The sequence below is a fragment of the Streptococcus sp. 10824 genome, from assembly GCF_013276595.1.
Lineage (GTDB): Bacteria > Bacillota > Bacilli > Lactobacillales > Streptococcaceae > Streptococcus > Streptococcus pseudopneumoniae.
Window position 1 is genome coordinate 42,010 of record NZ_VMLH01000021.1, and the last position, 21,449, is coordinate 63,458.

Consider the following 21,449-nt stretch of genomic DNA (forward strand, 5'->3'; position numbering starts at 1 on the left):
AGATGTGCAACGATGTTGCAAGTATGGATTGATTGGCCACAAGGACCGTGCCACTCAGAGAGCGACTCAGACTAATTTAAGTCTGTAAAAGAGTATGGAAGTAATTCCCCGACCGTCATCTCGACCGTCGATTTATCTTTTGCGACCAAGGTCACTTTTAGATCTTGTTCAAAAAATTCGACCATTACTTGGCGACAAGCACCACATGGCGAGATTGGTTTTTCAGTCTGTCCATAGACAATCAATTCGGAAAACTCTCTTTGGCCTTCGGAAACTGCTTTAAAAATCGCTGTACGCTCTCCGCAGTTTGTCAAAGGATAGCTAGCATTTTCGATATTCACTCCCGTGTAAACACTTCCGTCTTTGGCTACTAAAACTGCTCCGATAGGAAAGTGAGAATAGGGGACATAGGCATGTTTGCTGGTTTCAATTGCCAGTTCAATCAACTCAGTAGTCGCCATCTGCCAATTCTCCTTTTAAAATGGCTACCCCAGCTGACGTTCCGATACGTGTCGCCCCTGCTTCCACAAAGGCAAGAGCATCTGCATAAGAACGAGCTCCACCAGCAGCCTTGACACCCATATCAGGTCCAACTGTTTCACGCATTAATCTAACATCTGCTACCGTAGCACCACCAGTTGAAAAGCCAGTGGATGTTTTGACAAAGTCAGCTCCCGCTTTTTGGGACAATTGGCAAGCCACAACTTTTTCTGGGTCTGTCAGAAGACATGCTTCAATAATGACTTTCACTAACTTGTCACCACTTGCTTCCACAACAGCACGGATGTCCGATTCAACCAAGTCAAGATCACCTGATTTGAGGGCACCGACATTAATCACCATATCAATCTCGTCTGCGCCATTTTGGATAGCTTCTTTTGTTTCAAATACTTTCACAGCTGAAGTTGTTGCTCCCAAGGGGAAACCTACTACTGTACAGACCTTGACATCTGTGCCTTCAAGCCCTTTTTTGGAATGTTCAACCCAGGTCGGATTGACGCAAACACTGGCAAAATCATACTCCCTAGCCTCAGACAACAAACAATCAATTTGATTTTCTGTTGCATCTTGTTTTAAAAGCGTATGATCGATATATTTATTTAATTTCATATTCGGATTCTCCTGCGGTTTATGAGATAATTTCTATAATTTCTCGTAAACTTTGCACCCTATCATTTATTTTAACATATTTTTGAAAATCTGTAACTAGCTGAGGAGAAATTTTTCCATTTGTGTATACTTTTGCAACAATTTCTCCCTTTTGAACGGAATCTCCAACTTTCTTTTCAAAAACAATTCCTGTTTCATAGTCCAAATCATCAGTCTTGACTGCACGGCCAGCTCCCAGTCTCATGGCATAAAGCCCAAATTCCATAGCTGGAAGAGCTGAAATGACACCCGTTTCCTGAGCAGGGATTTCCACCACATGGGCTACATTTACAGGACGGTAGAGATCTTCCAAATCTCCACCTTGGGCTTGGACCATCTCCTCAAACTTAGCCAGCGCTTGGCCATTTTCAAGATGTTGACGAACTTCTTCAACTGTTTTATTTACATTTGCCAAACCAAGCATAATTTGAGCCAATTCGCATATAAAATGGGTAATATCCTGACGACCTTGACCTTGTAAAATCTCCAGTGCTTCAAGAATTTCAAGGCGATTTCCAATCGCTCGTCCCAAGGGCTGACTCATATCCGTAATCACTGCTACCGTCTTTCGACCAACTGCCTTACCAAGTTCCACCATGGTTTGAGCCAATTCATGCGCCTCATCAACCGTCTTCATGAAGGCACCCTCACCGACAGTCACGTCTAGCAAAATAGCATCCGCCCCTGCCGCGATTTTCTTGCTCATCACCGAACTCGCAATCAAAGGAATCGTGTCGACAGTTGCGGTTACATCACGGAGGGCGTAGAGAAGCTTATCTGCTTTGACAAGCTGGTCTGATTGCCCAATGACAGATACACCAATATCCTGAACCTGACGAATAAAATCCTCTTGACTGCGTTCTACTTGATAGCCCTTAATGGACTCCAATTTATCAATTGTTCCACCCGTATGGCCGAGACCACGACCACTCATTTTCGCGACTGGAACTCCAAAACTCGCTACTAAAGGAGCCAAAATCAAGGTCACCTTATCACCAACACCACCCGTAGAATGCTTGTCAACCTTAACCCCATCAATAGCAGATAAATCAAACTCTTGCCCTGTATGAACCATTCTCATGGTCAAATCAGATATTTCTCGTGTCGTCATTCCTTTGAAATAAACAGCCATGGCAAAGGCAGACATCTGATAATCAGGGACAATTCCTGACACATAGCCTTCTACCAGCCATTCAATTTCACTCGAAGTCAGTTCTTGACCGTCTCGTTTTTTTTGGATTAAATCAACTGCTCTCATTCTTTCACACTTCTAAGGATATAGTATCCCTTGTCTTTTTTAAGGATTTCACAATTGCCAAACACATCTTCCATCTTAGACTTAGCACTTGGAGCCCCTTGTTTTTTCTGGATGACGATTGTCAAATCTCCACTAGTTTCCAAAAAATCTTTGCTTTTCTCAATGATTTCATGAACCACTTGCTTACCCGCACGGATAGGGGGATTTGAAATGACATGGTCAAATTTCCCTTTAACTTGTTCATAGATGTTGGACTGGAAAATCGTCGCTTCTACTTTATTTCGTTCAGCATTTTGTCGTGCCAAATCCAAAGCACGATTGTTGATATCGACCATGGTCGCCTGAACGCCGTAAGCCTTGACTAAGGACAAACCTAATGGACCATAACCACAGCCGACATCTAGGACTGTCTCTCCTTGGTTGACCTCAAGACACTTGAGCAATAGTTGACTTCCAAAGTCAACCATTTTCTTGCTAAAAACACCCGCATCCGTCAAAAAGGTCATTTTTTCTCCCAACAAGTCCACTCTCAACTCATGAATGTCGTGAGCAGCGTCAGGATTTTCTGCATAATACATTTTACTCATGAAACTATTTTACCATAATTTGCCTTAAATTGTAAATCGTTTACATATCCAGAATGAGACAAAAAGATTGAAGGAAGTTGCTTTACAATAGCTCCCCTTCAATCTCTTTCAACCTTTATAAACAAATAGTATTTCATCTAGGACTACAGCTATCATTGCCATGATAAAACAACAAATTTATTGTCTATAATCAAGCGCATTTTTATTACTATTGCTTAACCTTCAGATACTTAATTATCAACAAAATTCCCAACAAAATATTTAGATAAAAGCCCAACTGATACGTTTTTGTCAGGATTTCCAAACTTGTCCAAAGTCGTATCAAATCTTCTAGCGACATGCGGAAGAAATAACCCTCTGTCGCAATCCATAGGACTAAAAAGCAATAACTACCAGCAGCAAGCCATTTCGCCAACCGTTTTTTTAGGAAGAAAGCAATCAAAAGCGAACAGATAAAGACAGCTGTTACAATGGCATGTTCCATCAAAAAAGTAAAACCGTAATAGATTTCCACAAAGCGTCTACCATTATCCGCATTGACTCCTTTTATAAAAGGTAAGGCAAAACTTAAAATAAAACAGAGTTCCAATAGGTAACGTTTCAAGATTTTCATAGTACACCTCCTATAAGTTATAAACCCCAAAGCCCCCTTTATAGCTGATAAGTCAGTAGAAAGCAGCTCCTACTTCATCAATAAATTGTTCATCCTCTATCTACTTATATTATATACTATTGACTTACCACATTCAAGAAACCGCTTTATTTTTTTAACTTTTTATGGTATGATAGACAAAATATCTAGGGGAAAACAAATGACCAACGAATTTTTACATTTTGAAAAAATCAGTCGCCAGACTTGGCAATCTTTACATCGAAAGACGACACCTCCTTTGACAGAAGAGGAATTAGAATCCATCAAGAGTTTTAATGACCAGATTAGCTTGCAGGATGTTACCGATGTCTATCTCCCCCTAGCCCATCTCATCCAGATTTACAAGCGTACCAAGGATGATTTGGCCTTTTCAAAAGGGATTTTCCTTCAACGTGAAAGCAAATCCCAGCCTTTTATCATTGGGGTTTCTGGGAGTGTTGCCGTTGGAAAATCCACAACCAGTCGCCTACTTCAAATCCTACTGTCCCGTACACTTACAGATGCTACGGTTGAGTTGGTAACAACTGACGGCTTTCTCTATCCCAACCAGACCTTGATTGAACAAGGGATTTTAAATCGTAAGGGATTTCCTGAAAGCTATGATATGGAAGCTCTTCTCAACTTCTTGGACTGCATCAAAAATGGACAAGATGTGGATATTCCTGTCTATTCTCATGAAATCTACGACATCGTACCTGAGGAAAAGCAAAGTGTCAAAGCTGCTGATTTTGTGATTGTTGAAGGAATCAATGTCTTTCAAAATCCACAAAACGAACGTCTCTATATCACTGATTTCTTCGACTTTTCCATCTATGTTGATGCTGGAGTGGATGATATTGAGAGTTGGTATCTGGACCGTTTCTTGAAAATGCTGAGCCTAGCCCAAAACGACCCTGATAGCTACTATTATCGTTTTACTCAGATGCCGATTGGGGAAGTGGAGTCCTTTGCCCATCAGGTCTGGACCAGTATCAATCTCACAAATCTACAAAATTATATTGAACCAACCAGAAATCGTGCGGAAGTGATTCTTCATAAAAGCAAGAACCATGAAATCGATGAAATTTACTTAAAAAAGTAATTTTCCCTTGTCAAAACGTAAGTTTTCAGATATAATGGTATAGTTAGTAAATATGGAGGTAAGAACATTGGCAAACATTAAATCAGCTATCAAACGCGCTGAATTGAACGTTAAACAAAACGAAAAGAACTCAGCTCAAAAATCAGCTATGCGTACTGCTATCAAAGCTTTCGAAGCAAACCCATCTGAAGAACTTTTCCGTGCTGCTAGCTCAGCTATCGATAAAGCAGAAACTAAAGGTTTGATTCACAAAAACAAAGCAAGCCGCGATAAAGCTCGTCTTTCAGCTAAACTTGCTAAATAAGAAACAGTCCATAGAGGCTGTTTTTTTTTGTCTCCAAATAGGAAAAGGTAGAAAATGAAAATTGCAATTATCGGATATTCTGGTGCTGGTAAGTCAACGCTAGCTGAAAAGTTATCTCTCTACTACTCCATCCCAAAACTTCATATGGACACACTCCAATTTCAACCTGGTTGGCAAGACAGTGACCGTGATTGGATGTTAACCGAGATGAAAAATTTTCTCACCAAGCATGAAGCTTGGGTCATCGATGGTAATTATTCTTGGTGTTATTACGAAGAAAGAATGCAGGAAGCTAACCAGATCATCTTTTTAAACTTCTCTGCTTGGAATTGTTTGCTAAGAGCCTTTAAGCGCTATTTAAAATACAGAGGAAAAGTGAGAGAAAGCATGGCTAAGGGATGCCCCGAGCAATTCAACTGGGAATTTATTCGTTGGATTCTCTGGGATGGTCGAACAAAAAATGCTAAGGATAGATACCAATATTTAAACAATACTTACCCAGAAAAGATGCGTATTCTCCATTCTCAAGCAGAGATTGATTGTTTTTTGCAATCTCTTAAAAAATAGACGGTAGAGCAACATTTCATTAAGGTCACAGTATGGACTGAATGACTAAAAAAGGAAGATTTTCATCCAGAAAGTCTTCCTTTTGTGTTCTCTTTTATTCAGCAATCAAGGTTTCTAATCCAACCTTCATCATATCGGTGAAGGTATTTTGACGTTCTTCTGCAGTCGTGTCCTCATCTGGATTAACCAAGCTATCAGAGATTGTCATAATAGCTAGCGCATCAACATGGTGCTGAGCAGCCAGATAGTAAAGAGCTGCTGCTTCCATTTCCACAGCCTTGACCCCCCATTTACCAAGCTCAATGTTCTTTTCAAAGTAGTTTGAATAAAAGACATCAGATGACAAAACGTTCCCAACGTGGGTTGTCATACCGAGATTTTTGGCAATATGATAAGCCTTATCAAGCAAATCAAAGCTAGCGATTTGTGGGAAATCATACTGTGGCCAGTCATTACGGACGATGTTTGAGTTAGTTGCAGCTGCCTGAGCCAAAACCAATTCACGGACGTGAACATCTTCATTCAAAGAACCTGCTGTTCCCACACGGATCAATTTTTTCACACCGTAGTCAACAATCAACTCACGCGCATAAATCGAAATAGATGGCATTCCCATCCCAGTTCCCATAACAGATACACGGTGGCCCTTGTAAGTACCAGTGTAACCAAACATGTTACGCACTTCGTTAAAACAAACAGCATCTTCAAGGAAATTCTCCGCAATAAACTTAGCACGAAGAGGATCCCCAGGAAGAAGAATTTTATCAGCAATTTCACCCTGCTGAGCAGCAATATGGATAGACATAATATAAGATACCAAACCCGTCAAAAAGCAAAGGGAAAATAGGAGTTGAGTGCAGTGAGCGATGCTCGCTAGGCCAACTATCTTTTTCCCACTGCTTTTAGGGTGGGTTCAATTCCTTTCTTTCTTAATTTTGATGATATTGAGAAGATTAGACCGGATTCAATTCAAACCCAAACTCCCCTTCTCTTCTGAGTTTTTAGAAAAGTTTTCCGCTCGTGTTCAAATCAAAACACATGCTCTACCTTTCTTTTTTATATTTTATATTGAGAAAGATACCAAACCCGTTAAAAAGCCAAAGGGAAAATAGGAGTGGGGCGCAGTGAGCGATGCTCGCTAGACCAACTATCTTTTTCCCACTGCTTTTATGATGGGTTCAATTCCTTTCTTAATTTTGATAATATTGAGAAGAGTAGATCGGATTCAATTCAAACCCGAACTCCCCTTCCTTTCTAAGTTTTTAGAAAAGTTTTTCCGCTCATGTTCAAATTAGAACACCTCACTATACCTTTCTGTTTAATTTTGTTCTTTCACAGAGAGCTACCTGAGTTCTATTCAAGCTCAGGTAGTACTTCTCTTATGAACTAAATCATCTAACTGTCATTGTATCATCAGATTACAAGACATCATCGTCACTCACCTTAGAATTTAATGTTGTCCCCCAATGGGTAATTTTACGGTGGGGTTGAGCTAAAATTGGTCTGTTTTCATAGATTGTTTGCCATCTATTCCATAGTAGACCTGTCTTTTTCTCAATCTTAATTCGCAGATTTCTCATATTTTCTTTGATTGGGAGGTTGAGGACAAATCCTGCAGTCTGGTTGCGACCGTTTCCTTCCCAAGAACGACTACGAACAACTTGGTTTCCATCTTTGTCTACTGTAACTTCTTCCCAAGTGATAGAATAGCGGGCAATGTAAGCTCCACTATGTTGAATTGTCAATGTTTTATCTTTGGCAGGAGTCTGACTGATTGGTTGAACTGGCTTAGAAACTTGTGTCGCCGTCTCACCATTCGTAGCGATAAAGCGGAAAACTTCTACTTCTGCAAGACTGAGGGCTTGATTGTTCTTACGTAGTTGCACACGAACACGGCGTCCCAATTTCCCATTTAATTGAACATCCAAGCTCGTTCCGTCAAGTTTAGAAACATACTGTCTAGCAACTTCTGTTCCTTTTTCATCATACAAAATCACATCAAAGTCTGACAGACGTTTAGAAAGTTCTCCATCCCCACGGTTATGAAGGCGAACAAATCCTACCTGTTCTGTACGACCTAAATCAACTTCCCACCAAGGCTGGTTTTCAAATTTTGTATGGGTAATTGATTGCTGGCTATAACTACTATTGGTATTGCCATCCAAGGCACGACTAGCATCTCCACCAAAATCAGTAGAACTTTGCTTAGCTTGTTTTTTCCAAGCGATATTCTCAGCACGATATACTTGGACTTCTGCAAGACTGAGGGCATTATAGCCTTCTAGCTCAATTCGAACATAGCGCGCTTTTTTATGGTTAATCGCAATTTGTGCTGACACATCTTTAAGAGATGTTATGCGTTTTCTCTCAATTTCTTTACCAGAACTGTCTAAAAGAATGACATCAAAGTTTGCCAATCTATCCTGAGCAGTGTCTGTTCGGTTGTAAATATTGATTTGGCGAATGGTTTCTTCTTTAGCCAAATCTACTTGCCACCAAGGCTTGGATTGGAAGTTGGTATGAGTGACAGAATTGTGACCATAGTTACCATCAACTTTGCCATCCACAGCTCCTCTAGCATCTCCTCCGAAAGCTGTCGAACTTTGAGTAACCTGTTTTCCTAAGGCAATATTTTCCATTGGTTCAGCGCTTGGTTGACTAGAAGATTGAGGCAGAGCCTGTTTCTTAAAGAATCGCACTTTATCCAATTTTGGATCACGATAACCATGTTTATCCAAGGTAGTTCGTTTACCAATATTAAAGTTAGGAATATCATTCATTCGACTTTCAAAATAGCCACGAGAACGGTGTTTAAAGCGTGAATTACCTGTAAATGTAACAATATCACGATCGTTATGAATCAAGGGAGTCACAACATTATCATTATCAACCACATAATGCTTAATTTTTCCACTAACAGCTAATTTACGGCTTTCCAAACCAACATCCCAGAAATCATTCTCAGCATTCCAAACCGCTCTGGAAGTAATCACTTTAGGCGCACTGAAAGTCGTCACTTTTCGCAATACATGGTTATAAAAATCAGGATATTTTTGGTAAGCTTCAACCGCTGCAATCTGAGCTAGGTAGCCTCCAAGAGAATGACCTGTCATATACAATTTCGTAATACTTGTATCCTTAACTAATTCCCCAACAACCTTGCGGATATCATCCGCTTGCGCTGGTTTATTTCCTCCTAACAAAACAAAATCTGCACTTAAATCTTTCGCATCATTCCGTCTTGTTCCACGAATAGCCAACATGTGCACCGTTCCATCTTTGAGATAAGGAAGGTCGCTCTTAGTCTCAAATAAGAAAGCATCCAAGCCACTATCTGTATGGTATGCTTTTTTCATCTTCCAGAAAGGAGCCAATTCATTGTGCATGAGTTTGTATTCTTGACGGTCAAGATAGAGACTAGGGAAAGGATTCTTATGATCTAAAATTTTCTCAATATAATCATCGTCTCGATAGGCTAACTCCATAAAGAGAAGAGAATCACGGTCTGTGACATACCATTCTTTCTTATTGTCGTCTTCCCCATCTGCCAAACCATCCCCATCACTGTCTGCTAGCAAGGGATGACTGTTATATCCTAGATAATCCTTACCATCTTTGTTGTACACATAAAGTTCATCTTTGTTTTTGATGCCATTTTGGTCATCATCCCCTTCCAAATCAAGAACTTTTTCACCGTAGAGAGATTCATCAATCAAATCATTTTCTAAATGCAATTCCCCTTTGGAAATCTTCACCAAATCTTCTGCTGTTAGAGAACGAGTATTTGTTGGTTTTTCTGTCACAGCTTCTTCTTTAGTTTCTTCTACAGGAGCAAGAATAGGTAAGTATTGAGCTGGCTCGGTTATCTCTACTTTTGACTCTTCCCTTTTGTTTTCAAGAACTTCACTTGCTTCCGGAAGCGTTTGAGGAGCTAGTCTTGACTCCTCTCTAAGAGGAGTTTCTAGTTTTGGAGTAGCATTTTCCGGCTCTCTCAATTCCTCCTTAGGATCTAGCACTCTTGTTGCCACTTCAGATGTTACATCTTGCTGTAGTTCATTGGCTGAAATTCCAGCTGGAGCTAGAAATGCAAAGCCGACTGCAACAGATACAACTCCGATACTTAATTTTTTTATGCCAAAGCGCATCATTCGTTGACCAATTTTCATTATTCTTTATCTTTCTTTTCGTTTATTTGTAAGCAGACTCAAGCGAAATCTCCTTGTCCCCTATATAGGACAAGACTGAGAAATTCAGAAAGTAATACTCTTCGAAAATCTCTTCAAACCACGTCAGCGTCGCCTTACCGTAGATATGGTCACTGNNTTTGAGCAACCTGCGGCTAACTTCCTAGTTTGCTCTTTGATTTTCATTGAGTATAAATTCATTCTTATCTCTTCTTATCATACTAGTCTGCTTGGCTAGGAAGCTAATTCCAGCATCCTAGATTCTTGTCTTTCACAATGCTAACTATCAGACTCTTTCAGTTACAAGAGTAGGAAGAAACCCATAGTCTACCTATGTTTCTTCTTTGTTCCGAATAGCCAGTCAATCATGAAAAGGTAGAGGTATTCCCCCTTTTAAATCTTTTTTCTTACAATTCTGCAAGAATCGCTTTAAGCAAACCTTTGAAATCACCTTTGACACCTTCAGTCACTTCTACAACTTCTTCGTGATTGAGTTCTTCTTGGAAACCAGCCGCAAAGTTAGTGATACATGAAATTCCCAGAACTTTCAAGCCAGAGTGGGCTGCCACGATAACTTCAGGAACCGTAGACATACCAACTGCATCTGCTCCCAGTGTCTTATAGGCACGGATTTCTGCTGGTGTTTCATAAGTTGGACCAGTAACACCGATATAGACACCTTCATCAAGCTTGATATCAAGTTTTTTAGCAACTTCATGGGCAGTAGCACGGTATTCTGGAGTGTAGGCCTTAGACATATCTGGGAAACGTGGACCAAAGTCATCCAAGTTTTCACCCATCAATGGATTTTGCCCCGTCATGTTTATATGGTCTGAGATAGCCATCAAAGTACCAGGACCATATCCAATACCACCAGCTGCATTGGTTACAATGACACCTTCACATCCAAGAACTTTCATGACACGTACTGGGAAAGTCACGACCTCCAGAGGATTTCCTTCGTAAAAATGGAAACGACCTTGAAGAGCCAAGACCTTGCGACCTGCAAGGTCACCATATACTAATTTACCAGCGTGACCGACTACTGTAGAGCGGCCCCAGTTTGGAATCTCAGCATAGTCTACTGCAACTGGATTTTCGATTTCTTCTGCCAGTTCTCCCAGTCCTGATCCAAGGATTAGACCGAACTCAGGCGCTTGAATTCCCTTGTCTTTCAGGAAAGCAGCTGTTTCATGGATTTTGTTTAAAAATGTCATTGTGTGTCTCCTTTATTATTTTTTTAGCATTTGACCGATTTTTTCAAAAGTTTTAGCATTGCGAATGGTAATGTGGCGATAGAAAGGCATCTTGAGCAGATCCTTGTGATAGGCAGTTTTAGAGTAGGTTTCTTCAGAAAATTTCCCCAGAAAATCCCAAGTTTTCCAAAATAAAGCACTTCATCTTTCAGCTCTAAACTTTCAACTGTCGCGATGACTTGATCCACATCCAAACTCTCCGTGTAGAAGAGCACATCTTTTCGAGCTAGGTCTTTGGTCCACCAATCTGGCAGATTATTCAGCTCTTCTTCATAATCTTCCTGACTCAGCAAAGAAAAGCTCTGAATAAATGGATAATGGACTGTAAAGAAAGCCTCTAACTTTTTTAACCAATCGAGCTTTGGAATCTATCGAAGTAAAGAAAATATTGCCACTGTTGATGTAGCTCTCAACCTTTTCCAGTCCCAAGTTTGTCAATTCTTGACGAAGCTCCGCCATGACGACCTTATTCTTACCACCAACATTGATACCTCTCACCAGCAAAGCATAGCGCGTCATCTTATACCAATTTATCTAAGAAACTTTCCCCAATCATAGCAGTTTCCACATCAAAGTTATCGGCAACAGTCGCTGAAATATCTGCAAAATGTCCTACTGGAATGAGACCATTTCCTTTAAAGGCAGGGCTATAGGCCAACAATGGAATATATTCCCGAGTGTGATCCGTCCCTGCATACGTTGGGTCATTTCCATGGTCCGCAGTAATCAAGAGAAGGTCATTCTCTCTCATAGCTGCGATAATTTCAGGTAAGCGTTCATCAAACTCATGCAAACAATCACGGTAACCGTGAGCATTACGACGATGGCCGTAAAGGGCATCAAAGTCAACTAGGTTTGTGAATGAGAATCCTTTTTCAAACTCAGCAAGTCCCATAGTCTTCAATAGTGTATCAATTCCATGACTATTTGACTTGTTGTGACCCATGTCATGGTTGATACCAGCACCGTTAAAGATATCGTTGATTTTACCCACAGCATAAGTATCGATACCAGCCTCATTCAATTTATCCAAAACAGTTGGGGAAAATGGAGATACAGCCAAGTCACGACGGTTTGCCGTACGAGTGAAGTTACCTGGTTCACCTACATAAGGGCGAGCAATGATGCGACCAAGAAGGGCAGGACGCTCAAGGGTGATTGAACGAGCGTATTCACAGATACAGTACAATTCATCCAAAGGAATAATGTCTTCGTGGGCAGCAATCTGCAAAACAGGGTCAGCTGAAGTATAGATAATCAACTCTCCAGTTTCCATCTGACGTGGTCCAAAATCATCGATAACGGCTGTTCCTGAGTAAGGTTTGTTAGCTTCACGAATGACCTTACGTCCTGAGAATTCTTCGATTTTTGTCAAGATTTCTTCTGGGAATCCGTTCCAGAAAGTATCGAAAGGCTCCGTAATGTTGAGTCCCATGATTTCCCAGTGCCCAGTCATGGTGTCCTTACCAAGGGATACTTCTTCCAATTTTGTTGCATATCCAGTTGGATTGCTTTCTGCCGGTACTGTCTTAAGAGGAGTTTCACGAGGAATATTTCCAAGACCGATTTTAGCCATATTTGGCACATTCAAACCAACTGTTTTGGAAATGTGTCCCAGTGTGTCAGAAGCTCCATCTGGAACCCCTGCATTGACAAAGTTATTAGCATCTGGTGCTGCACCGATTCCTACAGAATCCAGTACCACCAAATGAATACGATTAAATTTAGACATCTTATGCCCCCTTCTATTTTTCTTTTCTTGAGGTTAAAATCTGAACCCCATCTCGTCCAGCAACGATTACTTTATCCACCATTTGGTTGAATAAACCGTGTTCTACGACACCAACGACATGATCCAATTCTTGTCCGAGAGCAATTGGATCTTCGATGACATCCAAGTCAAGGTCAATGATAAAGTTCTGCATATCGGTCACAAAACGTTGGCCATCTTTTTCACGGAAGCTTGGTTTGTAGCCAGCTCGTTCAAAATGACGAAAGACCTGCTCTGCACCATACTGAACCACTTCTACTGGCAATTTAAAAGCACCTAGTTTGTCGACCAGCTTGCTTTCATCCACCACCCAAATGTATTCTTTTGATGGTGTTGCGACCACCTTTTCCATGAGAAGGGCACCACCACCGCCTTTGATTCCGTTAAACTGACTATCCACTTCATCCGCGCCATCAACCGTCACATCGACAAAGTCTACTTGGTCAATAGATTTGAGTGGGATACTAAGGCCTTCTGCCTGTTTACTAGTCACACTAGAAGTTGTTACAGCTGTAATCTGCAATCCTTCTTCCTTGATACGACGACCGATTTCTTCGACAAAATAATAGGCAGTCGATCCTGTTCCAAGTCCAACGACCATTCCATCGCTCACGAACTCAGCAGCCTTGATACCTGCCATTTTCTTCAGATTTTCCACCGATTTACCTCCATCATTCTCAGTTCTTATTTTACCATGAAACCGCTTTTTATTCAAGTGAAAAGATCAAATTTACATTTTTCATCAATCTTTCTTTGAAAATATGCATTTTCTTTTTATCAAACGAATAAAAATGAGTTTATCTTTTATGTATTTGCTTTGTTCATCTCTTTCCAGTTCCAAAAACAAGACCTTATCTTTGATACGTCTAGTTTAGCATTAAAGCAGGCGCATTTCAAGAATCATAAATTAAGAGAAGGAAGTAGGTTTATCTATCTATTTTAAACAAGTTTATCTTTGCTTACCCTCTCTTTTTGACAAATAATTTTCATTACTTTAGGAAGACAATTACTAATCTCCGTTGGCAAGACTACATAATATTCTTGAGCTAGCTCTTGAGCAATGGCCGAATGAAGATGGGTCGCTACCGCCACACGCTCGTAGAGACTGGCCTGTCGGAATTGGCCTGCAAATCCTGCAATCATCCCAGCAAGCGTATCTCCCATTCCCCCAGTCGCCTGATAGGGACCGCCAACCTGTAACTGGTAATAATCAGACTGACCAGCTTGCCAAATACGAGTAGCTGGACCTTTCTCTACCAAAATTGTTCCTTGAGGAAAGGAACTCAAAGCACTAGCCGTTGCATCTTCCTTTTGCTTTTCAATAGCAATACCAGACAGCTTTTCCCATTCTTTTTGGTGAGGAGTTAGGATAAGCTGGCTTGAGGGAAATGACAAACTTGTTCTAGCAAGAATGGTCAGGGCACCTCCGTCTACAATCAAAATCTGATTCTGTCTTAGGCTAGTAAAGACCTGTTTGACTAGATTTTCTCCAAAAGCATCGTCTCGTAAACCAGGCCCCAGCAAGACAACTTCTGCCTTCTCCAATTGCTCTTTTAACAACTGCTGGTCTTGAAGAGAAAAGGCCATAGCCTCAGGTAAATGGCTGTGCAGAGCTGGAATATTTTCCCTGTCCGTTCCAACGGTCACCAATCCTGCACCGCTTTTTACAGCTGCTAAAGTAGCCATGATAATGGCACCACCATAAGGATAAGTCCCACCAAGCAACAGCAGACGACCGTAGTCCCCTTTATGACTGGTACGAGAACGTTCAATAATGACTTTTTCTAGTAAGGTTTTATCAATCACTTTCATCCTTTTTTCCTCTCGCTTTTATTATACAACAAAAAGGAGGCGCAAACCTCCTTTTCTACTATTTTCCCTTAAATTCCGTAAAAGTTTGTAAGATTTTGTCTGCTACTGTCGGAGAAGGAGCTCCCTTTATCTTTAGCGTTTCATCTGCATATGGAGTAAGGCCAGCGAAATCTCCAATCTGGACAGAATAGAGAGACGTTTTAAACAGTTCAATATCGTTTTGGTCATTTCCAAAAGCAATGAAGTTCTCCCCACATAACTTTTCAACAGTTGTCGCCTTATGAGTATCCAAGGGGTTGACATAAAGACACTTTTCATGCGTATGATAAGACAGATGGGCTAGCTCCAGTCTTTCTAACTGACCAAGCAGATCATCAAGTAAATCCTCATGGTCACCCATATAAACGACTACCTTAATCGGAGTCCCTAAGTCCTCGAGTTTCTGATGACGAGCTACCTTTAGGGGATCCACACTGGAGAAAAATGGAATCTTCTCTAGAATCTGACCACTATAGTCAAAGCAATCATCTACAAAGAAAGGAAGATTATAGGTCTGGCAATAATCCACTAAAGCCTGATAAATCCTAGCATCGAGATTCATTTCATAGATAGCTTTTCCTAGATAATAGGCTACACCACCATTCAAACCTATGACCAAGCGCTGACTAAGCTCGGAACCTAATAAGCCTAAACAATCCCGATAAGAGCGTGCTGAGGCAAATACAACCTCATGTCCATAATCTTCAGCCTTTAAAAGAACCTGCCTAATCTCTTCATCTATGGTCATATAGTCAAAAGACAGCGTCCCATCCAAATCAAATACGAATTTCATTTTCCTAGTCCTTGTCCAATGTCCGAAGTGCTGCCTGATAAGTTTGCTCCATTAGCATGGTAATGGTCATAGGGCCTACACCTCCAGGAACTGGTGTGATGTGGCTAGCAAGTGGGGCAACTGCCTCATAGTCAACATCTCCACAGAGCTTCCCATTTTCATCGCGGTTCATACCGACATCAATGACAACCGCACCTGGTTTGACAAAGTCAGCAGTCACAAACTTAGCACGACCGATTGCGACCACCAGAATATCTGCTTTAGCAGCCACCTTGGCAAGATTATGGGTGCGTGAATGGGTCAAGGTTACTGTTGCATTTTTGGCTAAAAGAAGCTGGGCCATGGGTTTTCCAACAATGTTTGAACGACCGATGACGACCGCATTTTTACCTTCTAATTCAATCCCATATTCATGAAACATTTCCATAATTCCTGCAGGTGTCGAAGGAATCATGACTGGATGACCAGACCAGAGACGCCCCATGTTTAAGGGATGGAACCCATCCACATCCTTTTCTGGATCAATAGACAATAGAACCGCCTCTTCATCAATGTGTTTTGGTAATGGCAACTGGACCAAAATCCCATGCCAAGCTGGATCCTGATTATATTTAGCAATCAGGTCTAACAATTCCTCTTGAGCAATGGTCTCTGGAACTCGCACTACTTCGCTACGGAAACCAGCCGCAAGAGCTGACCTCTCCTTGTTGCGAACGTAGACTTGGCTGGCTGGATTATCCCCAACCAAAATCACTACCAAACCAGGTACTAGACCTGTTTCTTCCTTTAATTTTGCAGTCTTTTCAGCCAATTGCCCCTGCAATTTGACCGCTAAAGCTTTCCCATCAATGATCTGTGTCATATCACTTCTCTTTTCTTTCAAATATCTTCCATTATACCAAAAACTGCTAGTCCCCTCTAACACTTCTTTCCTAGGCTATCCTATAGTTTCAAACTATAAGAAAAAGCTCTGGTGGAGCTTTTCACTAATCTTGTCTTGAAATTTTAAAATAGATTATAAAACCTTACTCAAGAAGTCTTTAGTCCGTTGTTCTTGGGTTTGTTCAAAAATCTGCTCAGGTGTCCCATCTTCAACAACCACACCGTCGGCCATAAAGATAACACGGTCTGCCACCTCACGCGCAAATCCCATCTCATGTGTTACGATAACCATGGTCATTCCTGATTTGGCAAGGTCTTGCATAACAGCCAGCACCTCACCTACCATTTCAGGGTCCAGGGCTGAAGTCGGCTCGTCAAAAAGCAAAACATCTGGTTCCATAGCCAACCCACGCGCGATGGCAATCCGTTGTTGCTGGCCACCTGACAAACTCTGTGGATAAGCATCTGCCTTATCTGGCAAACCAACTTTTTCCAAAAGCTCTTGGGCTCTCTTCTCAGCAACAGCCTTGCTTTCACCTTTGGTCTTGATAGGTGACAAGGTGATATTTTCCATCACAGTCATATTAGGAAAGAGATTGAATTGTTGGAAAACCATCCCCATCTTCTCACGCATGGCAAACAGGTCATTCTTCTTGTCCGTAATATCGACTCCCTCAAAGATAACCTTCCCCTTGGTTGCTTCTTCCAACAAATTCATAGAGCGAAGCAAGGTAGATTTCCCGCTCCCTGAAGGACCGATGATAACGACAACTTCTCCTCTTTTAATCTCGAGGTTGATGCCCTTCAATACTTCATTCTTTCCAAATGATTTATGTAAATTTTCAATTTTTATCAAGGTTTCTGTCATTATTTCTTATCTCCTTGTCCCATACGTTTTTCAAAAGCTTTCAAGGCTACGGTCAAAATAGAGGTCATAATCAAGTAATAAAAGGCTGCAAATAAAAGTGGTGTTAAAGGTAGATAGGTTGTTGTAGAAACTGTTGTAGCCCCGTTCCACAACTCCATAACACCAATAGCTGATAAGAGGGAACTATCCTTGATAATAGTGATAAATTCGTTCCCCAATGCTGGCAAAATATTTTTGATTGCTTGTGGCAAAATCACATATCTCATAGCATTTTTAGGACGAATCCCTAAAGAATAGGCCGCTTCTAGCTGACCTTTTGGAACCGCATTGATTCCAGCACGAACAGTCTCAGAAACATAAGCACCACTATTCATAGAAATAATCAAAATCCCTGGAATCAGACGAGAAAGGTCAACACCTAAAATTCCAACCTGAATAGTCGGAGCATTGATATGCATAAGAGCAAAGGCAATCATAATCTGAACCATCATTGGCGTCCCACGGAAAATCCAAACGTACAAGTTGGCGAGCCAAACAAGCGGTTTAAACTTTGAACGTTGCCCAAAAGCCAAGACAACACCCAAAATAGTTCCCAAAAAGACAACACAGATAGAAATGAGAACCGTCACGACAGCCCCATAGTTAAAATAAGGTAAATACTTAGGTAAAAAAGAAAAATTCATAGTCACACTGCTTTCTAAAATAGAATACTGTATGATTATAACGTATATTGAATTAAAATTCAAATCTTTTATCCAATTTATTTAAAAATCTTTAAACTAGCAGAATTAGCGAGAAATCTTAGTTTTTTTCTAGTCAAGTTGGCCTCCTTTATGGTAAAATAGTAACGATAAGAAATGAAGGAGAATCAAAATGGAATCACATTTGGTTAGAATCATCAACCGCCTTGAAGCAATGGCAAACGATGGCGGAAATTTAAAACGTAATTTTGAACGCGAAGGAGTTGTTGTTGCAGAAGTTGCGTACAGCCACGACGAAGAAAACGGCTCAATCTTTACCCTTCGTGACGTAGAAGCTCGCGAAACGTATACGTTTGATAGCATTGACTTAATTGCAATGGAGATTTACGAACTTCTCTACTAATCTAAAACAAGCTGGGATTGTCCCTGCATGTCTAACCAAAATCCTTTTTGTCTCACAAATAGGATTTTTTTATAGTCCAAATTCACAAAAATTTTCATTGCAACAACTTTTCAAAGCTGCAATCTTTTTACTTGCTTTACACCCCAATCCTGTTATAATGAGAGTATAGGAATTTGACTATTTTTGACCTTTAAACAGATCAGGATAAAGAAAGAAATGAGGTAGATGTATGCTTTGTCAAAACTGTAAAATTAACGACTCAACAATTCATCTTTACACCAATCTCAATGGAAAATAAAAACAAATTGACCTCTGTCAAAACTGCTACAAGATTATCAAAACAGATCCTAACAATAGCCTCTTCAAAGGTATGACGGATCTGAACAATCGTGACTTCGATCCCTTTGGTGATTTTTTCAATGACCTAAACAATTTCAGACCTTCTAGCAATACTCCTCCTATTCCCCCAACCCAATCAGGTGGAGGTTACGGTGGAAACGGCGGTTATGGTTCCCAAAATCGTGGATCCGCTCAAACTCCGCCACCTAGCCAAGAAAAAGGGCTGCTGGAAGAATTTGGTATCAACGTAACTGAGATTGCCCGTCGTGGCGATATCGACCCCGTTATTGGGCGCGACGATGAGATTATCCGTGTCATCGAAATTCTCAATCGCAGAACCAAGAATAATCCTGTCCTTATCGGTGAACCAGGTGTCGGAAAAACTGCTGTTGTCGAAGGCCTAGCTCAGAAAATCGTCGATGGCGATGTTCCACATAAACTCCAAGGTAAACAAGTCATCCGTCTGGATGTGGTTAGCTTGGTTCAAGGAACGGGTATCCGTGGACAATTTGAAGAACGCATGCAAAAACTCATGGAAGAAATTCGCAAACGTGAGGATATTATCCTCTTTATCGATGAAATCCATGAAATTGTCGGTGCAGGTTCTGCGAGCGATGGTAATATGGATGCTGGAAATATCCTCAAGCCAGCCCTTGCTCGTGGAGAACTGCAACTGGTCGGTGCTACTACCCTCAATGAATACCGTATCATTGAAAAGGATGCTGCCCTCGAGCGTCGTATGCAGCCTGTCAAGGTTGATGAACCAACGGTGGAAGAAACAATCACTATCCTCAAAGGGATTCAAAAGAAATACGAAGACTACCACCACGTTCAATATACCGATGCTGCAATTGAAGCAGCTGCAACTCTTTCCAATCGTTACATCCAAGATCGCTTCTTACCTGACAAGGCCATTGACCTCCTAGATGAAGCTGGTTCTAAGATGAATTTGACCTTGAATTTTGTAGACCCTAAAGTCATTGATCAGCGCTTGATTGAGGCTGAAAATCTCAAGTCTCAAGCTACACGAGAAGAAGATTTTGAAAAAGCCGCCTACTTCCGTGACCAGATTGCCAAATATAAGGAAATGCAAAAGAAAAAGGTCACAGACCAGGATACTCCAATCATCAGTGAAAAAACCATTGAGCATATTATTGAGCAGAAAACCAACATCCCTGTTGGTGATTTAAAAGAGAAAGAACAATCTCAACTCATCCATCTAGCCGAAGATCTCAAGTCTCATATTATTGGCCAAGATGATGCAGTCGATAAGATTGCTAAGGCTATTCGCCGTAATCGTGTCGGTCTTGGTACGCCTAACCGTCCAATTGGAAGCTTCCTCTTTGTCGGACCAACTGGGGTCGGTAAGACAGAACTTTCCAAACAATTAGCTATCGAACTCTTTGGTTCTGCTGATAGTATGATTCGCTTTGATATGAGTGAATACATGGAAAAACACAGTGTGGCTAAGTTGGTCGGCGCTCCTCCAGGTTATGTTGGCTATGATGAGGCTGGTCAATTAACTGAAAAAGTTCGCCGCAATCCATATTCTCTCATCCTTCTCGATGAAGTGGAAAAAGCTCACCCAGATGTTATGCACATGTTTCTACAAGTCTTGGACGATGGTCGTTTGACAGATGGGCAAGGACGGACCGTTAGCTTCAAGGATGCCATCATTATCATGACCTCAAATGCAGGTACAGGTAAGTCTGAAGCCAACGTTGGATTTGGGGCTACTAGAGAAGGACGTACCAACTCTGTTCTCGGTGAACTCGGCAACTTCTTTAGCCCAGAGTTTATGAACCGTTTTGATGGCATTATCGAATTTAAGGCTCTCAGCAAGGATAATCTCCTTCAGATTGTCGAGCTCATGCTAGCAGATGTTAACAAGCGCCTCTCTAGCAACAACATTCATTTGGATGTAACTGACAAGGTCAAGGAAAAGCTGGTTGACCTAGGTTATGATCCAAAAATGGGAGCACGCCCACTTCGTCGGACTATTCAAGACTATATTGAGGACGCAATCACTGACTACTACCTTGAAAATCCAAGCGAAAAAGACCTCAAAGCAGTTCTGACTAGCAAGGAAAACATTCAAATTAAGTCTGCCAAAAAAGTTGAAGTAAAAACTTATGAAAAAGAAGTATAAATCCTATAGAAAAGGAGTAGAAAATGAAAATTTTCTGCTCTTTTTACTAAAATAACTATAAGTTCTTGACAGCTCTGCCTTTGTCCATTATGATAATAATAAAGATACTAGATAATGAGGAAAATGCAATGGCAAACCCAACTTTCGGAGAAAAAAAAGCAAATACAGACTATGTTGCACGCTATGGAGTGTATGCAGTTATCCCTGACGCTAAACAAAAACAAATTGTTCTTGTTCAAGCACCTAATGGCGCTTGGTTCCTACCAGGTGGCGAAATTGAAGCAGGTGAAAATCATCAGGAAGCCCTAAAGCGTGAATTGATTGAAGAGCTTGGTTTCACAGCTGAAATTGGTACCTATTATGGACAGGCTGATGAATACTTCTACTCTCGTCATCGTGATACCTACTACTACAATCCTGCCCACCTCTATGAAGCGACTTCTTTCAAAGAAGTGCAAAATCCACTAGAAGACTTTAATCATATTGCCTGGTTCCCTATTGACGAGGCTATCCAAAATCTTAAACGTGGTAGCCATAAATGGGCCATCCAATCTTGGAAAAAACAGCATAAGATTGACTAATACTCTTCGAAAATCTCTTCAAACCACGTCAGCGTCGCCTGACCGTAGATATGGTCACTGACTTCGTCAGTCT

General features: G+C 41.0%; 20 protein-coding genes and 2 pseudogenes. 6 read left to right on the top strand and 16 right to left on the bottom strand.

Annotated elements, in window-relative coordinates:
* Positions 1-71: 71 nt before the first annotated feature.
* The 5 genes from HT701_RS02330 to HT701_RS02350 all read right to left on the bottom strand — a co-directional run bounded on the left by HT701_RS02330 (position 72) and on the right by HT701_RS02350 (position 3,607).
* Positions 72-461: a cytidine deaminase gene (locus tag HT701_RS02330; protein ID WP_000246089.1), complete on the bottom strand. Its 390-nt coding sequence runs from the start codon at positions 459-461 to the stop codon at positions 72-74.
* The gene (gene deoC, locus HT701_RS02335) at positions 448-1,110 is read right to left on the bottom strand and encodes a deoxyribose-phosphate aldolase (RefSeq protein WP_172931181.1); all 663 of its coding nucleotides are present in this window, start codon (positions 1,108-1,110) and stop codon (positions 448-450) included. Before deoC ends, HT701_RS02330 begins: the two co-directional genes overlap by 14 nt.
* A 19-nt stretch (positions 1,111-1,129) precedes the next feature.
* Positions 1,130-2,407: a pyrimidine-nucleoside phosphorylase gene (locus HT701_RS02340; protein ID WP_172931182.1), complete on the bottom strand. Its 1,278-nt coding sequence runs from the start codon at positions 2,405-2,407 to the stop codon at positions 1,130-1,132.
* A complete protein-coding gene (locus HT701_RS02345) occupies positions 2,404-2,994 on the bottom strand; it encodes a class I SAM-dependent methyltransferase (protein ID WP_345889970.1) in 591 nt (196 codons plus the stop codon). Before HT701_RS02345 ends, HT701_RS02340 begins: the two co-directional genes overlap by 4 nt.
* A gap of 208 nt (positions 2,995-3,202) precedes the next feature.
* The gene (locus HT701_RS02350; RefSeq protein WP_172931183.1) at positions 3,203-3,607 is read right to left on the bottom strand and encodes a hypothetical protein; all 405 of its coding nucleotides are present in this window, start codon (positions 3,605-3,607) and stop codon (positions 3,203-3,205) included.
* A 199-nt stretch (positions 3,608-3,806) separates the two neighbouring features.
* Here HT701_RS02350 and coaA point away from each other — a divergent pair, with 199 nt between their 5' ends.
* The 3 genes from coaA to HT701_RS02365 all read left to right on the top strand — a co-directional run bounded on the left by coaA (position 3,807) and on the right by HT701_RS02365 (position 5,598).
* Positions 3,807-4,727 carry a type I pantothenate kinase gene (gene coaA / locus HT701_RS02355; RefSeq protein WP_120007871.1) on the top strand — a complete coding sequence of 307 codons (921 nt, stop codon included), beginning with the start codon at positions 3,807-3,809 and terminating at the stop codon, positions 4,725-4,727.
* Positions 4,728-4,794: 67 nt separating this feature from the next.
* Complete coding sequence (rpsT, locus tag HT701_RS02360; protein WP_001274000.1) at positions 4,795-5,031, top strand: 30S ribosomal protein S20; 237 nt, start codon at positions 4,795-4,797, stop codon at positions 5,029-5,031.
* 54 nt (positions 5,032-5,085) lie between these two features.
* Entirely contained in the window at positions 5,086-5,598 is a 513-nt protein-coding gene (locus tag HT701_RS02365) for a DNA topology modulation protein (RefSeq protein ID WP_000684199.1), read from the top strand.
* A 94-nt stretch (positions 5,599-5,692) separates the two neighbouring features.
* Here HT701_RS02365 and deoD read toward each other — a convergent pair whose 3' ends face one another.
* From deoD to HT701_RS02420, 11 genes and pseudogenes are all read right to left on the bottom strand, one after another.
* Positions 5,693-6,403: a purine-nucleoside phosphorylase gene (gene deoD, locus HT701_RS02370; RefSeq protein WP_031243322.1), complete on the bottom strand. Its 711-nt coding sequence runs from the start codon at positions 6,401-6,403 to the stop codon at positions 5,693-5,695.
* Between the two features lie 613 nt (positions 6,404-7,016).
* Positions 7,017-9,764: a thiol-activated cytolysin C-terminal domain-containing protein gene (locus HT701_RS11730; RefSeq protein WP_172931184.1), complete on the bottom strand. Its 2,748-nt coding sequence runs from the start codon at positions 9,762-9,764 to the stop codon at positions 7,017-7,019.
* A 425-nt stretch (positions 9,765-10,189) separates the two neighbouring features.
* Positions 10,190-10,999, bottom strand: a complete 810-nt coding sequence (locus tag HT701_RS02380) for a purine-nucleoside phosphorylase (protein WP_050207878.1) — start codon at positions 10,997-10,999, stop codon at positions 10,190-10,192.
* A pseudogene (locus tag HT701_RS02385) lies at positions 10,996-11,557 on the bottom strand (DUF1697 domain-containing protein). The gene HT701_RS02380 and the pseudogene HT701_RS02385 overlap by 4 nt, the downstream one beginning before the upstream one ends.
* A gap of 1 nt (position 11,558) precedes the next feature.
* Positions 11,559-12,770 (bottom strand): phosphopentomutase, encoded by a 1,212-nt coding sequence (locus HT701_RS02390; RefSeq protein ID WP_138705525.1) that lies wholly within the window; start codon positions 12,768-12,770, stop codon positions 11,559-11,561.
* Positions 12,771-12,783: 13 nt separating this feature from the next.
* Complete coding sequence (gene rpiA, locus HT701_RS02395; RefSeq protein WP_138705524.1) at positions 12,784-13,467, bottom strand: ribose-5-phosphate isomerase RpiA; 684 nt, start codon at positions 13,465-13,467, stop codon at positions 12,784-12,786.
* 281 nt (positions 13,468-13,748) lie between these two features.
* On the bottom strand, positions 13,749-14,621 hold the full coding sequence (locus tag HT701_RS02400; protein ID WP_138705523.1) for an NAD(P)H-hydrate dehydratase: 873 nt from the start codon (positions 14,619-14,621) through the stop codon (positions 13,749-13,751).
* 58 nt (positions 14,622-14,679) lie between these two features.
* Complete coding sequence (locus HT701_RS02405) at positions 14,680-15,453, bottom strand: HAD hydrolase family protein (protein WP_050261468.1); 774 nt, start codon at positions 15,451-15,453, stop codon at positions 14,680-14,682.
* Between the two features lie 4 nt (positions 15,454-15,457).
* The gene (locus HT701_RS02410; RefSeq protein WP_050261469.1) at positions 15,458-16,315 is read right to left on the bottom strand and encodes a bifunctional methylenetetrahydrofolate dehydrogenase/methenyltetrahydrofolate cyclohydrolase; all 858 of its coding nucleotides are present in this window, start codon (positions 16,313-16,315) and stop codon (positions 15,458-15,460) included.
* 153 nt (positions 16,316-16,468) lie between these two features.
* Positions 16,469-17,203: an amino acid ABC transporter ATP-binding protein gene (locus HT701_RS02415; protein WP_000140954.1), complete on the bottom strand. Its 735-nt coding sequence runs from the start codon at positions 17,201-17,203 to the stop codon at positions 16,469-16,471.
* Complete coding sequence (locus HT701_RS02420) at positions 17,203-17,886, bottom strand: amino acid ABC transporter permease (protein WP_001011642.1); 684 nt, start codon at positions 17,884-17,886, stop codon at positions 17,203-17,205. The genes HT701_RS02415 and HT701_RS02420 overlap by 1 nt, the downstream gene beginning before the upstream one ends.
* Before the next feature lie 190 nt (positions 17,887-18,076).
* Here HT701_RS02420 and HT701_RS02425 point away from each other — a divergent pair, with 190 nt between their 5' ends.
* The 3 genes and pseudogenes from HT701_RS02425 (at position 18,077) to HT701_RS02435 (ending at position 21,376) form a co-directional block, all read left to right on the top strand.
* Entirely contained in the window at positions 18,077-18,307 is a 231-nt protein-coding gene (locus HT701_RS02425; protein WP_000443574.1) for a DUF1797 family protein, read from the top strand.
* 229 nt (positions 18,308-18,536) lie between these two features.
* Positions 18,537-20,795, top strand: a pseudogene (locus HT701_RS02430) (ATP-dependent Clp protease ATP-binding subunit).
* A gap of 128 nt (positions 20,796-20,923) precedes the next feature.
* A complete protein-coding gene (locus HT701_RS02435; protein ID WP_050971398.1) occupies positions 20,924-21,376 on the top strand; it encodes an NUDIX hydrolase in 453 nt (150 codons plus the stop codon).
* The last annotated feature ends 73 nt before the right edge of the window (positions 21,377-21,449 follow it).

What these genes read in the sequence shown, in the direction of transcription:
- HT701_RS02330 (WP_000246089.1), bottom strand. Translation starts at nt 461, where the DNA reads ATGGCGACTACTGAGTTGATTGAACTGGCAATTGAAACCAGCAAACAT.
- deoC (WP_172931181.1), bottom strand. Translation starts at nt 1,110, where the DNA reads ATGAAATTAAATAAATATATCGATCATACGCTTTTAAAACAAGATGCA.
- HT701_RS02340 (WP_172931182.1), bottom strand. Translation starts at nt 2,407, where the DNA reads ATGAGAGCAGTTGATTTAATCCAAAAAAAACGAGACGGTCAAGAACTG.
- HT701_RS02345 (WP_345889970.1), bottom strand. Translation starts at nt 2,994, where the DNA reads ATGAGTAAAATGTATTATGCAGAAAATCCTGACGCTGCTCACGACATT.
- HT701_RS02350 (WP_172931183.1), bottom strand. Translation starts at nt 3,607, where the DNA reads ATGAAAATCTTGAAACGTTACCTATTGGAACTCTGTTTTATTTTAAGT.
- coaA (WP_120007871.1), top strand. Translation starts at nt 3,807, where the DNA reads ATGACCAACGAATTTTTACATTTTGAAAAAATCAGTCGCCAGACTTGG.
- HT701_RS02365 (WP_000684199.1), top strand. Translation starts at nt 5,086, where the DNA reads ATGAAAATTGCAATTATCGGATATTCTGGTGCTGGTAAGTCAACGCTA.
- deoD (WP_031243322.1), bottom strand. Translation starts at nt 6,403, where the DNA reads ATGTCTATCCATATTGCTGCTCAGCAGGGTGAAATTGCTGATAAAATT.
- HT701_RS11730 (WP_172931184.1), bottom strand. Translation starts at nt 9,764, where the DNA reads ATGAAAATTGGTCAACGAATGATGCGCTTTGGCATAAAAAAATTAAGT.
- HT701_RS02380 (WP_050207878.1), bottom strand. Translation starts at nt 10,999, where the DNA reads ATGACATTTTTAAACAAAATCCATGAAACAGCTGCTTTCCTGAAAGAC.
- HT701_RS02390 (WP_138705525.1), bottom strand. Translation starts at nt 12,770, where the DNA reads ATGTCTAAATTTAATCGTATTCATTTGGTGGTACTGGATTCTGTAGGA.
- HT701_RS02400 (WP_138705523.1), bottom strand. Translation starts at nt 14,621, where the DNA reads ATGAAAGTGATTGATAAAACCTTACTAGAAAAAGTCATTATTGAACGT.
- HT701_RS02405 (WP_050261468.1), bottom strand. Translation starts at nt 15,453, where the DNA reads ATGAAATTCGTATTTGATTTGGATGGGACGCTGTCTTTTGACTATATG.
- HT701_RS02410 (WP_050261469.1), bottom strand. Translation starts at nt 16,315, where the DNA reads ATGACACAGATCATTGATGGGAAAGCTTTAGCGGTCAAATTGCAGGGG.
- HT701_RS02415 (WP_000140954.1), bottom strand. Translation starts at nt 17,203, where the DNA reads ATGACAGAAACCTTGATAAAAATTGAAAATTTACATAAATCATTTGGA.
- HT701_RS02420 (WP_001011642.1), bottom strand. Translation starts at nt 17,886, where the DNA reads ATGAATTTTTCTTTTTTACCTAAGTATTTACCTTATTTTAACTATGGG.
- HT701_RS02425 (WP_000443574.1), top strand. Translation starts at nt 18,077, where the DNA reads ATGGAATCACATTTGGTTAGAATCATCAACCGCCTTGAAGCAATGGCA.
- HT701_RS02435 (WP_050971398.1), top strand. Translation starts at nt 20,924, where the DNA reads ATGGCAAACCCAACTTTCGGAGAAAAAAAAGCAAATACAGACTATGTT.